This window comes from Bacteroidota bacterium, from assembly GCA_017303905.1.
Classification (GTDB): Bacteria; Bacteroidota; Bacteroidia; order B-17B0; family Aurantibacillaceae; genus JAHEYG01.
Map to the genome: position 1 here is coordinate 281,456 of JAFLBH010000002.1, position 15,513 is coordinate 296,968.

At 36.0% G+C, this 15,513-nt stretch carries 18 protein-coding genes; 14 read left to right on the plus strand and 4 right to left on the minus strand.

Translation table 11 applies throughout. From position 1 onward, the window contains the following. Positions 1-76 precede the first annotated feature (76 nt). The 5 genes from hutH to J0L69_09005 are packed head-to-tail and all read left to right on the plus strand — an operon-like array spanning position 77 to position 4,565. Positions 77-1,576 (plus strand): histidine ammonia-lyase, encoded by a 1,500-nt coding sequence (gene hutH / locus J0L69_08985; protein MBN8693320.1) that lies wholly within the window; start codon positions 77-79, stop codon positions 1,574-1,576. After that, a complete protein-coding gene (locus tag J0L69_08990; GenBank protein MBN8693321.1) occupies positions 1,576-2,169 on the plus strand; it encodes a hypothetical protein in 594 nt (197 codons plus the stop codon). Before hutH ends, J0L69_08990 begins: the two co-directional genes overlap by 1 nt. Further along, positions 2,166-2,777 (plus strand): inorganic pyrophosphatase, encoded by a 612-nt coding sequence (locus tag J0L69_08995; protein ID MBN8693322.1) that lies wholly within the window; start codon positions 2,166-2,168, stop codon positions 2,775-2,777. The genes J0L69_08990 and J0L69_08995 overlap by 4 nt, the downstream gene beginning before the upstream one ends. 1 nt (position 2,778) lies before the next feature. Beyond that, positions 2,779-3,588, plus strand: coding sequence for an N-acetylmuramic acid 6-phosphate etherase (gene murQ, locus J0L69_09000; GenBank protein ID MBN8693323.1), 810 nt, complete (start codon positions 2,779-2,781; stop codon positions 3,586-3,588). Between the two features lie 35 nt (positions 3,589-3,623). Beyond that, a complete protein-coding gene (locus J0L69_09005; protein ID MBN8693324.1) occupies positions 3,624-4,565 on the plus strand; it encodes a T9SS type A sorting domain-containing protein in 942 nt (313 codons plus the stop codon). A gap of 92 nt (positions 4,566-4,657) precedes the next feature. Here J0L69_09005 and J0L69_09010 read toward each other — a convergent pair whose 3' ends face one another. The 4 genes from J0L69_09010 to mazG form a co-directional block, all read right to left on the minus strand. Next, positions 4,658-4,864, minus strand: coding sequence for a hypothetical protein (locus tag J0L69_09010; protein ID MBN8693325.1), 207 nt, complete (start codon positions 4,862-4,864; stop codon positions 4,658-4,660). A gap of 133 nt (positions 4,865-4,997) precedes the next feature. Continuing rightward, a complete protein-coding gene (locus tag J0L69_09015; GenBank protein MBN8693326.1) occupies positions 4,998-6,737 on the minus strand; it encodes a glycosyltransferase family 39 protein in 1,740 nt (579 codons plus the stop codon). Further along, positions 6,734-7,339 (minus strand): phosphatase PAP2 family protein, encoded by a 606-nt coding sequence (locus J0L69_09020; GenBank protein MBN8693327.1) that lies wholly within the window; start codon positions 7,337-7,339, stop codon positions 6,734-6,736. The genes J0L69_09015 and J0L69_09020 overlap by 4 nt, the downstream gene beginning before the upstream one ends. Positions 7,340-7,394: 55 nt before the next feature. Next, on the minus strand, positions 7,395-8,168 hold the full coding sequence (mazG, locus tag J0L69_09025; protein ID MBN8693328.1) for a nucleoside triphosphate pyrophosphohydrolase: 774 nt from the start codon (positions 8,166-8,168) through the stop codon (positions 7,395-7,397). Between the two features lie 189 nt (positions 8,169-8,357). Here mazG and J0L69_09030 point away from each other — a divergent pair, with 189 nt between their 5' ends. From J0L69_09030 to J0L69_09070, 9 genes are all read left to right on the plus strand, one after another. Continuing rightward, positions 8,358-9,356, plus strand: coding sequence for an acyloxyacyl hydrolase (locus J0L69_09030; GenBank protein MBN8693329.1), 999 nt, complete (start codon positions 8,358-8,360; stop codon positions 9,354-9,356). Next, positions 9,353-10,108, plus strand: a complete 756-nt coding sequence (locus J0L69_09035; GenBank protein MBN8693330.1) for a DUF2807 domain-containing protein — start codon at positions 9,353-9,355, stop codon at positions 10,106-10,108. Before J0L69_09030 ends, J0L69_09035 begins: the two co-directional genes overlap by 4 nt. A gap of 88 nt (positions 10,109-10,196) precedes the next feature. Beyond that, positions 10,197-10,604 (plus strand): FdtA/QdtA family cupin domain-containing protein, encoded by a 408-nt coding sequence (locus J0L69_09040; protein MBN8693331.1) that lies wholly within the window; start codon positions 10,197-10,199, stop codon positions 10,602-10,604. Continuing rightward, positions 10,601-11,332 carry a class I SAM-dependent methyltransferase gene (locus J0L69_09045; GenBank protein ID MBN8693332.1) on the plus strand — a complete coding sequence of 244 codons (732 nt, stop codon included), beginning with the start codon at positions 10,601-10,603 and terminating at the stop codon, positions 11,330-11,332. Before J0L69_09040 ends, J0L69_09045 begins: the two co-directional genes overlap by 4 nt. A gap of 2 nt (positions 11,333-11,334) precedes the next feature. Continuing rightward, entirely contained in the window at positions 11,335-12,009 is a 675-nt protein-coding gene (locus tag J0L69_09050) for an acetyltransferase (protein MBN8693333.1), read from the plus strand. A gap of 25 nt (positions 12,010-12,034) precedes the next feature. Continuing rightward, complete coding sequence (locus tag J0L69_09055; GenBank protein ID MBN8693334.1) at positions 12,035-12,868, plus strand: phytanoyl-CoA dioxygenase family protein; 834 nt, start codon at positions 12,035-12,037, stop codon at positions 12,866-12,868. Between the two features lie 3 nt (positions 12,869-12,871). Further along, positions 12,872-13,789 (plus strand): hypothetical protein, encoded by a 918-nt coding sequence (locus tag J0L69_09060; GenBank protein MBN8693335.1) that lies wholly within the window; start codon positions 12,872-12,874, stop codon positions 13,787-13,789. Between the two features lie 183 nt (positions 13,790-13,972). Continuing rightward, the gene (locus J0L69_09065) at positions 13,973-14,569 is read left to right on the plus strand and encodes a crotonobetainyl-CoA--carnitine CoA-transferase (protein MBN8693336.1); all 597 of its coding nucleotides are present in this window, start codon (positions 13,973-13,975) and stop codon (positions 14,567-14,569) included. A gap of 14 nt (positions 14,570-14,583) precedes the next feature. Then, the gene (locus J0L69_09070) at positions 14,584-15,510 is read left to right on the plus strand and encodes a hypothetical protein (GenBank protein ID MBN8693337.1); all 927 of its coding nucleotides are present in this window, start codon (positions 14,584-14,586) and stop codon (positions 15,508-15,510) included. Positions 15,511-15,513 lie beyond the last annotated feature (3 nt).

Below are 15,513 nucleotides of genomic sequence, written 5' to 3' on the forward strand. Positions count from 1 at the left end.
TTTATAAAATTTAAGTAACAAGTACCTCTCCATAAGCTAAGCTTTGGTATTTTTAAACTTTAATTCGATTCTCCCAATGAAATTCACTATAGATACCAATAAAGCCTTTACTTTAAGCGATATTCGTCAAATTATCTCTAATAATTCTCAAATCGAACTTTCGGCCTCTTCCATTAAAAACATTAATGATTGTCGTGCCTATCTCGATGAGAAAGTTAAAAAGCATTCTGAACCAATTTATGGCATTAACACCGGCTTTGGCTCTTTATGCAATGTGAGTATTGCCGAAAATGAAATTGAAAAGTTACAGGAGAATTTAGTAATGAGTCACGCTTGCGGAATGGGCGAAGAAGTTCCGAAAGAAATAGTAAAATTGATGCTTCTCTTAAAAATCCGCGCTTTGTGTTACGGAAAAAGCGGTGTTCAATTAATTACTGTTGAACGTTTGTTGTTTTTTTACAATCATGATATTCTACCTGTTGTATATCAACTAGGCTCCTTAGGTGCATCAGGTGATTTGTCGCCTTTAGCTCACTTATGTCTGCCCCTATTAGGGATGGGCGAAGTTAACTATGAAGGTAAACGACATAACGCTTCAGATGTTCTGAAAAAATTAAACGTTAGTCCGATTAAATTAAAATCAAAAGAAGGTCTTGCTTTATTAAACGGCACTCAATTTATGAGCGCATATGGCGTTCAATGTTTACTGAAATCAGAAGAACTTAATATTTGGGCGGATACCATTGGTGCTATTTCGCTTGAAGCGTTTGACGGGCGCATCGATCCATTTAAGGAACATTTGCACACGATTCGTCCTCATCGCGGACAATTACAAACCTCCGAATTTTTCAGAAAGATTTTAAGTGGCAGCGAAATTGTAGCTAAAAGTAAACAACAAGTTCAAGACCCCTACTCTTTCCGTTGCATCCCACAGGTTCATGGCGCCACCAAAGACACATACAATTATGTAAAGTCGGTTATTGAAACAGAGATTAATTCTGTGACCGATAATCCAACGGTGTTTCCGGAAAGTGATGAAGTTATTTCCGGCGGTAATTTTCACGGACAACCGTTAGCTCTGGTTTTAGACTTTTTATGTATCGCCATTGCTGAGTTGGCTAATATTTCTGAGAGAAGAACCTACCAACTTATTTCAGGTTTAAGAAACTTACCTGCCTTTTTAGTTGCAAAACCGGGATTGGATTCTGGATTCATGATTCCACAGTATACAGCTGCTTCCATCGTAAGTCAGAACAAACAATTATGTACACCGGCAAGTGCTGATAGTATTGTTTCTTCAAACGGACAAGAAGATCATGTGAGTATGGGAGCGAATGCCGCTACCAAATGTTTTAAAGTTATAGAAAACACACAGCGAGTTTTAGCCATTGAACTCATGAATGCATCACAAGCATTGGAGTTCAGGAGACCATTAAAATCATCTAAGTTCATTGAACAACTCATTTCCGAATACCGAAAAGAAGTTAAGTTTGTTGAGAATGACAGAATCATGTACAAAGAACTGGATGCTTCTTTAAATTTCATCAAGCAAAAAGCACCTTCAATTATCAATTAATGAAAATACGTTCTATAATACTTTTTGTATTTACATGTCTGGTGCTTATAAAACCGACAGAAATAATCGCCTGTCAGTGTCCGCTTACGAACCTCTCGCTTGAAGAATGCAATAAATACGATGTGATTTACAGAGGTAAAATTGTGAGTGTAAATCCCTGCAACAATAATTCATCCGAAGCTATTTTTGAAATCCTTGAATTATATAAAGGTCGGGTGAATGCCAAGTTTAAAGTTTTATTCGATTGTAAAGTAGAGTGTGCACAAGAATTTAATCCGGGTGAAGAATGGATTATTTATTCCAACTACAAGCAGGCCGATAATGCTAAAATGGATTGGTGCAGTCGCAGTCGTAAATTAATTAAAAACGAGAAAGAAGATTTTTACGCTGTTACGTATGGTAATAGTTACGATGAAGAATTAGACTTTCTGCGTAAAAATTTGGGCACATACAAAACCATGCGCGACCGCGAAGAAAATCAAGCGGGAAAACGTAACATCATTCCAAGCCGAACTCAACTTATCATTACCTTATTTATTTCCTTGGCTGTAGTAATCTTGTTTCTTCAACTTTTTAAAAGATTTTTTAAATGAGTAAAAACAACAACAAACAACACCCTTGGCACGGCATTTCACCCGGAAAAAATTGTCCGAACGAAATTACAGCCTTTATTGAAATTGTACCCGGTGATGCTGTTAAATATGAAATTGACAAAGAAAGCGGTTATTTGAAAATTGATCGCCCGCAAAAATTCTCAAATGCTGTTCCTGCTCTATATGGTTTTATTCCAAAAACGTATTGCGGGACATCCATCGCTAACTTCGCTGCATCTCATTCTAAAGAAAAAATAAGTAAAGGGGATGGTGATCCATTGGATATTTGTGTACTGACCGAAAAACAAATTACACACGGTGATATTTTAGTAGACGCTATTCCGATTGGCGGATTAAGGATGATTGACAAAGAAGAAGCTGACGATAAAATTATTGCTGTTTTAAAGCAAGATGAAATCTATGGTAACTGGAAAGATATTAGTGATTGTCCGCAAGCCGTCATCGACCGTATCAAACATTACTTTTTAACTTATAAAAATTTACCCGGCAATCATCAACCCGTGATTATTGATGCCGTTTACGGTGTTGAAGTTGCGAAAACAGTAATTTTAAAGAGCCTTGAAGATTACAAAAACGAAATTGAATAAAATGGAAAAAACAACTGAAGCCGATTCGTACTATAATAATCTTGAAAACATGAGTGTTTTGGAATTACTTCAAAACATGAATAAAGAAGATAAAACGGTGCCATTAGCCATAGAGAAAGTAATTCCTGCGATTGAAAAATTAGTGGAAGTGATTGTGGAGAAAATGAAAATTGGAGGACGTTTATTCTACACCGGCGCGGGCACAAGCGGACGATTAGGCATTGTAGATGCATCTGAATGTCCGCCTACTTACGGTATTGAACACGGCCGAGTTATTGGTTTAATTGCCGGTGGAGATGAAGCAATAAGGAAAGCCGTTGAATTTGCAGAAGACGATGCGAACCAAGGCTGGGAAGATTTAAAAGTTCACCAGATAAATTCCAAGGATGTTGTTATTGGAATTGCAGCTTCCGGAACTACACCTTACGTTGTTGGTGCATTAGAACAATGTAACAAAAACAACATTATCACCGCTTGTATTACCTGTAATGCAGGAAGTCCTATTGCAAAAGTAGCGCAATATCCAATTGAAGTGGTAGTTGGACCGGAGTTTGTAACCGGCTCAACACGGATGAAATCAGGCACGGCGCAAAAACTGGTATTGAATATGATTAGCACCAGTGTGATGATTAAATTAGGAAGAGTGAAGGGAAATAAAATGGTGGATATGCAATTAAGCAATCACAAGCTGGTTGATAGAGGAACGAAGATGGTGATGAAAAATACAGGCTTGGAAGATTACGAAAAAGCGAAAGCACTTTTATTGAAATATGGCAGCGTGAGAAAAGCTACGGAGAATTATAAATTATAGTTTTTAATTTTCTTAAAGAATTTGTAAATTTAATCATGAGAATTTATCTAATATTAATTAAATGCCTTTTAGTAATTAATTATTCTTATTCTCAAGGTAATCTTGTACAAGATCCAAGTTTTGAAGCCTATAGCGTATGTCCTTGGAATATTGGAGATTTTCCATTAACTCAATGGACGTCAGTTGGACAGGGTTATTCAGCAACAAGTTTTAATTGTGGGAGTTTTTCTTCAAACTGTGGAGTCCCAAAAAATCTTTATGGTTTTCAAAACCCTTCCTCAGGGAATGGTTATATTGGAATTAGAACATTCGGAAACAATTCACGCCAATATGCTATTTCACAATTAACTACATCACTTAGTATTGGTCAAAAATACTTTGTTTCTTTTAAAGTTAATGCGGTTAACAATTACCTTCAACAACCTTGTCAAACAAATAGACAAGGCTTGTTGTTTTCTATTAATCCTATCTCCTCTGTGAGTTTTCCGAATTTCGCACATGTTTATTCAAGCAACATTGTGAGCGACACACTAAATTGGACAACGGTTCGAGGTTCTTTTATTGCAGACGCGAATCACAAGTATATCGCTATAGGTAATTTCTTCAATGATGGAGTTACAACTTATACTAACCTAACAGGATCATTTTATCCAACCGGTTTTAATTATTTCGACGATATTTGTGTTTCTACTGATTCATTATACTGTGAAAAGTGGACAGGTATAAATGAAGAGGAAGCCTTAAACAAGATTCAAATATTTCCAAACCCGGTTGAGGATAGGTTCAAAATAAAAACCACAAAGCATATTGAAGATGTGAAGCTTTTTTCATTAAACGGCATTCCTGTAGATATTTCTTCAATTAATACTAAGGAATACACCATACCTTATGTAAATGACGGAATATATATACTTCAATTGAGAATAGAGGGAAAAGTACTGTACAAAAAAATCGTCGTTTATAATAATTCTTACTAAACCAAGTAATTAAAAATGTTATTAGAAATTGATACAATGCATAAAAAAAGCCCGATACATGTATCGGGCTTTTTATTTTGATAAAACTGAGATTATTTTTTCTCTTCAGCTTTTTTCTCTTCAGCTTTTTTCTCGCCACTGCAAGCTTTAGCTCCGTCTTTTTTGCAACAAGCTTTTGCTTCAGCTTTTTTGCAACATTCTTTCTTTCCTTTGTCTTTATCTTTATCGTCGCCGGTGTTAGCAGCAGATAAGCCTCCAACCAATCCGGTGAAAGCTAACATTAATAATACTTTTTTCATTTTTTGTTGGGTTAAATTTTTTATATGAGCAAATATAACCATAAAATCAGCCTTTTGTGATGGCACCCCTTTGTTTTTTGTTAAAAAAGCTAAATGCTAGTCCGTAAACAAACGAAAAATGACAAAAATCAATTTAGTTTTTGCTGATTTCGGGCATCCTTACAAAAAACACATATCCGTTTTTTGAATAAATAGGTTTCACAACACCGGTTTGCATTAAAACCTCGGTATTATTGCTTTTACAAACGAAGATTGCCGGCTTGTCAATTTTGCCGTATAACATCCAATTTGCATAGGCAATGGAATATGATGTGAGTGGATTAAATCCTTTGGCCTCTATATCCAATAAATTTTTCTTTACGTATTCAATACAATCAGAATTCTGATTCTGTTGAGGCTGCTTATTCGTATAAAATAAATAAGCATAACTTTTAAATCCGGAAGTTTCAACATAATAATCCTTCTTCGCTAAAACTTCATAAAATGTAATGGCCGAATTCTGCGTGTACATTTCTATCTTGGGAATAAACACAGCTATAAAAACAAAAATAAAGACGATATAGAATGAATATAACCAATAAATCAAGCGTGTTTTTCCTCTGCTTATAAAACGATAACCGGCATGCGAAACGAGTATGAAAATTAATCCTAAACTCCACTCCCAGCCTTGCCAATTTGCTTCCGCTTTCAAATTTTCAATGGCAAATGGGTCCTTTATTAAGTTGTTGGAAAGTAATAATGGCTTTAAGAAATCAACTGCGCCTAATAATGAAAATGCTATTCCCAATATCAAACTCAAGCCAATGAACAAAGCTGCAAACCACGCTTTAATTTTATATTCACCACTAAATAATTTGTGAATCGAATAAGTTGCTAAATACGTTAGCGGTAAATAACACAAAGACGAATAGTGAACTATCTTTGTTTTTACCAACGTAAAGATTCCTAAAACCACAAAAAACAGAATCACCATTCCAAACTTAACATGTTTTTGAAAAGGTGTATCCATTCCTGATTTCTTCAACGACATGATCATAAACAAAGAAGTTGGAAAACATCCTATCAGCAGAACTACAAAATGATATAATAAAAATCCACCATGGTCAGAATCTTCCGTTTTAAATAAACGAATCTGATAATCAATAAAAGCTTTTATCACTTCCGTATTACCCCGCAAAAGCTCAAATAAAAACCAACTAAAGCCGGTTAAGATTAAACTCAACATAAAAACAGAAATCTGTTTTAATCCACTTACCCTTTTGAATTTCTGGAGGCCCCAAAATGCACCGATGAATCCTCCAACAATTACAATAGCCGCCGGACCTTTCGTTAAAACTGCCAAACCCAAAAACAATCCGGCTAATGCCGCGGTTCGATAACCGTTTTTACCTAAGGGGTCATTAAAATGGAGAATGATTTGATAAAAAGCAGAGAAAATAAATAAATTAAACCAGGGATCGATAATACCGGATTTAAAATAAAAATGTGGCAACAACGTGCCGGCATATACCAGCACCCAGGTTAATCCGAAAGACGAAGAATACACCTTTTTGCCAATAAAAAATATCACACACAAACTAATTATACCACAAACAGCATTCGGAAAACGAGCTGCAAACTCATTCACTCCAAAAACATTCATACTAATTGCCTGCAACCAAATAAAGAAAGGCGGTTTTTCCCAGAAAGGATTATAATTCAATTGTACATTGCTGTAATTACCGGTCACCACCATCTCGCGGGCGCACTCCGCAAAATTTATTTCATCCCAGTCAAACAAATGGCAATTACCTATAAACGGAACAAAAACTAATGATGCTAAAAGAATAATTAATCCAATCGCCCCATACTTAGTATTTAATACAGCTTTCACGATGCCTTCTTGTTAAATAAAGGGTGATTGAATTTTTTTTCGACTTTCTGATTACAATAAAAAACGAAATACAACAAAGTAGCGTAAATAATGCCAATCATTGAACCGGCAGTTACATCCACCAACCAATGTTGAGAAAGATGCATGCGGCTATAAGCTGCATTAAATGCTAATATGATAAATAAGAATTTAAGAAATTGATTTTTCACTATTAAAGACAATGAAGTAAAAAGCGCAAAAGCCGTCGTTGTATGTCCGCTCGGGAAACTATTCTCGCCTAATACCTCCACCCCATCAATTAAATTTAATTTAATATGCTTCTGATAGTACACAAACATATGGTGAGGTCTGGTGTAGTTAATACTGTTTTTAATAATGGCAGCGGTTCCGCCGGCGAGTGCATACGAAAATAAGACAAACAATCCATTACGTACATTCTTAAATAAAAGTATAATCCCAATCAACACAGCCGTTATGCCATCACCTATGTGTGTAAAATATTTATAGAACGAATCTATCCATTTTACACCTACTAATTGGTTAATGGAATGATGTATGGTAACCTTATCGTAATTCAATAAATAGTAAGATACAATTAACACTACCAACAGGTATATACTATAAAAAAGGGCGTTATCTTTTAGAAATGATTTCAAATTACAGTTTTTTTGCTTCGTTCCAATACACATCCATTTCCGCTAAAGTACAATCTCCAATTTGTTTGTTTTGTTCCTTTAATTTTTGCTCCATATAGGTGAAGCGCTTAATAAATTTCTTATTGGTTTTTTCCAGTGCATCTTCAGGATTAACGTTTAGAAAGCGGGCATAATTAATCAAGGAAAATAAAACATCTCCAAACTCATCTTCAATCTTAGTTAGATTGTCCTGCTTTTTCACCTCAGAATTGAGTTCACTTATTTCCTCCTGAACTTTTTCAAATACCTGTTCCGGTTTCTCCCAATCAAAGCCAACGGCTCTGGCTTTTTCCTGAATACGATAAGCCTTCAAAAGTGCGGGCATACTATCCGGTACTCCGCTTAATACAGTTTTATTACCTCCCTTTTCTTTTTGCTTAATCTTCTCCCAATTTTGCTTAACCTCGTTTTCATCCTGAACCTTAACATCACCGTAAATATGCGGGTGTCTGAAAATCAGCTTTTCGCACAAAGCATTCATTACGTCGGCAATATCAAATTCTTTTGTTTCGCTTGCAATACGGGCATAAAACACAATGTGCAACATAATATCACCCAACTCCTTCTTAAGCTCATTCATGTCATTTTTTAATATGGCATCGCTTAATTCGTAAGTTTCCTCAATTGTTAAATGACGGAGGCTCTCGATAGTTTGTTTTTTATCCCACGGACATTTTTCCCGCAGGTCGTCCATTATATTTAAAAGCCGTTCAAAAGCCGCTAATTTTTCGTTCATATTCCACAAATTTAAACAGATTCTAATGATTATATTTGCTATTCTTTATTATTTAAAAAAATTAAGAATTTAAAATACATATTTATTCTTGTTTTTTCGCTTAGTATCCATATTATTTGGGCACAAAACGACTTTCTGCGCTGCAATAAAAAATGGTATATAAAGCCGGGGATTGATTACGGCTATATCATGCAACACCGTGCTACAATCGGTCATTTAATTAAGGGCTATGTACCAATGGTAGAAGTGAATTTAGTGAAACCGAGTGATGGAAGTAAATTGTGGCATCTGGAGAACAATCTGCCGGATGTAGGACTATGTGCTACTTTCATTGATTTTGGTAATCCTTCGCAGCTAGGTCAGTCCATTTCCTTAGCGCCTTTTATTGAAATTCCCTTAAATGTAAAAGTGAGGGCTTCACGTCCAATCTTCAGGATTTCATGGGGACTTGCTTACTTAACCAGACGATTTGATATTAATGAAAACCACAAAAACATTGCCATTGGCAGTCACTGGAATGCCTTTGTTCAATACCGTTTTTTATGGAATATCAATTTAAATGAGAAGCTAAGATTAGAACCCGGACTTGGCATTTCACATGTGAGTAATGGTAGAATGCAGGTTCCGAACTTGGGATTAAATCTAATCTCGGCTCACATGGGATTGACGCTAAAATTATCAGACCCTAAATGCGAGTACACTAAAATCGACTCTTCCACCAAAGCGAAAAGTAATCATGAATTATTAGCCTGGTATGCATTTGGTGTGAATGAAAAAGATCCTCCGGGTGAACCAAAATTACCTGCTCATACATTATCCTTCAACTATTTTTTCAATAAACGTAATACACATAAAATTGGAGGTGGTCTGGATTTATATTACGAAGAGAGTCATGTCAAAGACTTAGAAGTGTTTAATAAACCACATGATACTTTTGTAGATAAAATGCGAGCCGGCGTAAAATTTGCCTACTCCTATAATGTTGGAAGAATTAGTTTCCCTCTGGAATTTGGCTATTATTTTTACAGTCATTACAACGACGATGGTTCGTTTTTCCATCGCTTCGGCATAAGATATACCGGCAATAAAGGCTTGTTTTTACAATTTGGCATGAAGTCGCATTGGGTGGTTGCTTATCATTTTGATTTGGGCATTGGTTACAGACTGCCAATAGGAAAAAGAAAGTGAAAAAATTAATATACATATTTATTTTCGCGTTGACTGTTGTATTAGTCAATTCCTGTAAAAAAGAAAATGCAGGCGATTGTTTCAAGTCTTCAGGTAAAGCTCAAATTTCCGATCGTGCATTAAGCGCATTCTATAAGATTAGAGTTGAGGACAGAATTGATGTATTTATAACCCAAAGTCCGGTTTATAGCGTAAAAGTGGAGGCCGGAAAAAACCTTTTAAGCAATATTAAAACAGAAGTAAAAGATTCAACACTCTACATCAGTAATATCAATAAGTGTAATTTCATACGTCACCCAAAAAACAGCATTGTTAAAGTGTTTGTTACCCTTCCTTATTTAAAGCGATTGAGAAACGGGGGTGTTGGGGTGGTTACGTTCGAAAACCAATTTACTCAGGACTCCATGTATGTGAGCATTGCGAATTCAGGCGATATTCATCTTGATATAAATCTTAAATATTTACACACGAGTACGCATGGTAACGGTGATATTTACGCAAAAGGATTTGTTGATTACGGTAACCATTACACGAATGGCACAAATTATTTAAGATTTCAGGATCTCATTATTAAAAACAGAATTGACCTTAACAGTTACACAATCGGACATTGTTATATTAATGCCCCTACAAATCCCACAGGTGGATTAATGAAGCTAGAAATATGGGAAGCGGGTAATATTTACTACAAAGGAGAACCGGATTCCTTAAATTTAACGCGTAAAGGAAGAGGGGAACTAATCAGAGAGTGATGATTAATATCAAATTTGATTAAAATCAAGCCCCCTATTTACCTTAAAATTACCGATTAATTTATTACTTTTATGAGGAATAAAGTTTATGACTAAACCCTATCTCATAGAATTCAAAAAATTAGGCACCAGCGAAATCGGTTATATTTCAGTTAGTGAAAATAAACAGCAGATTCCTTTTGATTGTGAACGTGTGTTCTGGACTTATTATACTCCTGAAGAGGTTGTGAGAGGCAGACATGCGCATTATAAAACAGAGCAAGTTTTAATTGCATTAGCAGGACGCATTATCGTGAACATTGAAATGCCTGATGGAGAAAAAATGATATTTACGCTTGATAAACCTAATATTGGTTTATACGTACCGCCACATTGCTGGCATACCATGCAATACTCACATTCCTGCGTGCAGTTAGTATTAGCCAGCTCTAAATACGACGAATCGGACTACATCAGGAAATACGAAGATTTTAAAAAACATTATTCAGGAAAATGAGCTCAAATAAAGAATTGACATTCGACGATTTTAAAAAAATGGCAGCCAATCCGAATTTGAGTGGCTCCGAAAAAATCGGCTTTCCGGATACATATCGCAAAGGTTTTTCAAAAGCCATTTTAGAAGATATTTATACTAAACTTCCAATCGATAAAACCCAAAACAAAATCATTATTGATATTGGTTCCGGCTGCGATGAGTTAACACTTGAATTAATTAAGATGTGCGAGAAAAACAGTCACACTTTAGTTTTAATTGATTCTGATGAAATGCTCGCTCATGTTCCAAATTCTAAATGTGTGGTAAAAATCGGTGGCAAGTTTCCTTTCAGCAATAACGAACTCAAAGATTATATTGGCAAATCGGATTTTGTATTATGTTACAGCGTTCTGTTTTACATTTTCGCGAACGATAATATGTATTTGTTTTTACACGAGGCTTTAAATCTGTTGAAACCTAATGGCCGCTTTTTAATCGGAGATATTCCTAACATTGATAAACGCGATCGTTTCTTAGATTCTGAAGAAGGAAAAAAATTCCTGAGCAACAACAATCAAATTAAAGGTTCCACCGCTCATGATAACCGTGATCAAAAAATGGACGACAGCATTGTATTGGCAATCGTTGCGCGTTTACGCCGATTTGGCTGTGAAGCTTACTTAGTTCCTCAAAATGATAATTTACCGATGGCAAACCGCCGCGAAGACATACTTGTAGTTAAACGATAACAATGACGAAAACAAAGAAACTTGTAATTTTTGGCGACAGCGCTTTTGGTGAAGTAGCTTACGAATTATTTACACACGATTCGGAATATGAAGTCGTAGCGTTTACAGTAACCAAAGAATTTTTAAAAAAAGACACTTTATTCGGATTACCTGTAGTGCCATATGAAGATATTGAAAAGCTTTATCCGCCTTCTCAGTACGAAATGCACATTGCTTTAGTATACAACACCCTTAATCGTGCCCGTGCCAAGTTTTACCATGATGCAAAAACGAAAGGTTATAAACTGGCAAATTACATTAGCTCGCGTGCTTTTGTATGGCGCAATGTAACCATGGGTGATAATGTATTTATTTTTGAAGACAATACTGTTCAACCCTTCGTGAAAATGGGGTCTAATATTGTTTTATGGAGCGGTAATCACATTGGTCATCATTCTGTTTTAGGCAGTCATTTATTTATCTCTTCTCATGTTGTAATTAGCGGCTTTTGTACAGTAGGCGACTATACGTTTATGGGTGTCAACTCAACTGTAGGTAATAACATTAACATTGGAAAGGACTGCTTAATTGGTGCAGGTTGTTTAATCGTTAAAGATACCGGCGACGGAAAGTTATATAAGGGTACACCAAACAAAGCCGACGAATTAAGTATTTACGAGAAATTTAATATTCAATAAATATTCACCATAAAAACTGGAAATCATGAGTACAACAAAAGCCCCGGTCATTCACTATGGAGTAACAGAAATGACTCCTTCCGGTGATAATATCGATTTACATAAAGAAGAAATTTTATTAAAAGGTTACACTATTGTACCGAATGTTTTAACACCTGAACAAATTAAAATTGCAAAGGAAAAAATTGAAATCATTTACGCTAAACAGGTTGCTGAAGTTGGTGAGGAAGTAATGGAGAAATTGGGTGACAAAGACATTACACGTTCCCCACTTGTATACGACGATTTCTTCCTGTACAATTTTACAGTTAACCCAACTGTGATTGCCATTTTGAAAAAAATATTTGGCAACAACTTCATCTTACGCGAACAAAATGCCATTATCAACCGTGCTAAATCTCAGAACTACCAGTTACGTTGGCACCGTGATTTAATGTATCAGCACTTTACATATTCAAGACCATTTACTGTAAGTGCTTTATTTTGTTTAGCTGATTTTAACGAGAAAAACGGTGGCACATGGATTTTACCGGCGAGTCATAAAACAGAAGCATTTCCTTCGGAAGAATACATCCGCGCTAATGAAGTGTGCGCTAATGCTCCTGCAGGATCCGCGATTGTTTTTGATGCGATGTTATATCACCGTGCCGGACAAAACGTTTCGGATAACGACCGTATTGGTGTAAATAACATGTACGTTGCCCCTTACATGAAACAGGCTATTTCTTTCCCTAGTCAGTTAAAAGGTAAATACAGCGACGATCCTTTCCTAAGTTTCTTACTCGGTTATGATACAGATACGGATGCAGATGTTAAGTCATGGCGTATGCGCCGTTACAACCGTTCAGCTAAAAAATAAGTTGTGATCATCACCCGCAAAAAATTAATTTATTGTCCGGATGGCAGTTTGCCATGGGCTAAAACCCATGCCATGAATCCAACCATTGATGTGTTAAACAAAGATGTGATTCGTGTTTACTTTGCCTCATTGGATGAAAACAAAACCGGACGTATTGGTTATGTTGATTTAAATGCCAATAATCCTGAGGAAATTCTTGAAGTGTCTAAACGACCTATTCTGGAAACAGGAATAAAGGGCACCTTCGATGATAACGGTATGATCCCCTCCTCCATTGTTACTGTTAATGGCGTAAAATATTTATACTACTTCGGCTTTCAATTGGTAAAACAAGTTCGTTTTATGATGTTTACCGGAGTAGCCATTAGTACAGATGGCGGAAAATCATTTAAACGTCATGCTAATGTGCCGGTATTGGATAGAAACAATACAGACTTGTATATTCGCTCCTTGCCACACGTTATGCAAGATAATGAAACGTATAAAGTTTGGTATTCCGGCGTAAATGAATGGACCGATGTTTTAGGTAAAGAGCTTCCGGTTGGTAACATCAGGTATACTGAATCATCAGACGGCTTGAATTTTAACCGTGATAATTTTATTACATGCCTTGAGCCTCGTCCCGAAGAATTCTCTTTATCAAGAGCATTTGTTTTCAAACACGAGAGTCTTTATAAAATGCTTTTCTCTTGCCGTTTAAGGAGTAACGATATGTATCAATTGGGTTATGCCGAATCATCGGATGGTAAAAAATGGCACCGAAATGATTCAAAAATCCAGGTTAGTACTCCTTCCGGCGAATGGGATAAAGACATGATTTGCTATACTTCCCTGGTACCAATAAATGGTAAAAATTACCTGTTTTACAATGGTAATGGGTTCGGGACCAGTGGTTTTGGTTATGCCGAAGTAAATTTCTAAATTTATACATTAATTAAATTAAAACTTATGGCACAAATTGAATGGACCAGAGCCTCTCAGGACCAATTAGAAGCGCGTAAAGCCTTCAGGGAAATGTATATCAATACTCCCATTCCAATCGAAGATATTTTTGTAAACTTTGGATTATATATGCGTAGTTCTTACTTAGCAAATGTGCTTTGTATGAACGAAATCTATGAAATGATTATTCCAATTCCGGGTGTTATCATGGAGTTTGGAACATGGTGGGGAAGTAATTTATCCTTATTCCACAATTTACGTGGAGTACATGAGCCATATAACTACAGCCGTAAAGTTATCGGTTTTGATACTTTCACCGGATACCCTGATATCTTAAAAGAAGAAGATAAAAATTCACCTTGGTTAAAAACAGGAAACTACGCAGTACCTAAAGACTATAAAACTTACTTAGAGCAAGTATTAGGTTATCATGAAAAGGAAAACCCGCTTCCTCACAAAAAGAAGTTTGATTTAGTACAAGGTGATGTAACAAAAACTTTGCCTCAGTATTTAAAAGATCATCCTGAAACTATTGTTGCTATGGCGTTCCTTGATTTAGGAATTTACGAAGCAACTAAAAAAACATTGGAAACCTTAAAACCTCGTTTGGTTAAAGGAAGTGTTTTGGTTTTTGATGAAATCAACTGTCCTGAAATGCCGGGTGAAACAACTGCATTAATGGAAGTGTTTGGCTTAGACAAATACCGTATTGTGCGTTCAAAGTTTACTCCGGACAGGAATTTCCTAATTATTGAATAATACCTTACCATTTTATGGAATGGATAAAAAAAGGGTTGCTTTATTGTCCTGACAGTAATGTTTGGTGGAGCAAGCAGTATGCGATGTATCCCACTCCTTTTTTTATTCCTGATAAAAACATCATCCGTGTCTTCTTCGGAACGGTAGATGAGAATTTCTATGGTCGTACTTCATATATTGATGTAAATGCAGATGATCCTTCTCAAATAGTTAATAATCCGAAAAATTATATTTTGGATTTAGGAGTTAAAGGAACATTTGATGATTGTGGTGTTACGCCGGCTAGTGCAATTAACATCAACAACAAACTACATTTTTACTATAGCGGATTTTGCCGTTCACATATGTCGCCTTACCATATTTTTTCAGGATTAGCAACGTCAGAAGACGGCGAATCATTTAAAAAATACAGTAAAGTACCCGTGATGGACCGCACAGATTTGGAGTATTTTGACAGAGCTGGACAAAGCGTCATATTTGATGAAGGCATTTACAAATCATGGTATGTATCAGGTGTGAAATGGGAAACTTTAAATACAGCATTATTTAAAAACAAACCAATGCCTGTGCACATCGTCCGTTATGCTACATCAAAAGACGGTATTAACTGGACAGCCCTTGAAAAACCAAGCATTGATTTAGCCAATGAAGAAGAATTCGGATTTGGTCGTCCTTGGGTTTGGAAAGATGGCGAAACCTACCGCATGTGGTACTCCATCCGTTGTAAAAACTCACCTTACCGAATGGGCTATGCTGAATCTAAAAACGGCATTGACTGGACAAGAAAAGATGATGAAGTTGGAATCAAGGTTTCTGAAAGCGGCTGGGACAGTGAAATGGTGTGTTATGGCGCGGTAATTAAAGTAAAAAACAAAACATTCATGTTCTACAACGGCAACAACCATGGCGCAACAGGCTTCGGATTAGCCGTATTAAAATAAAAA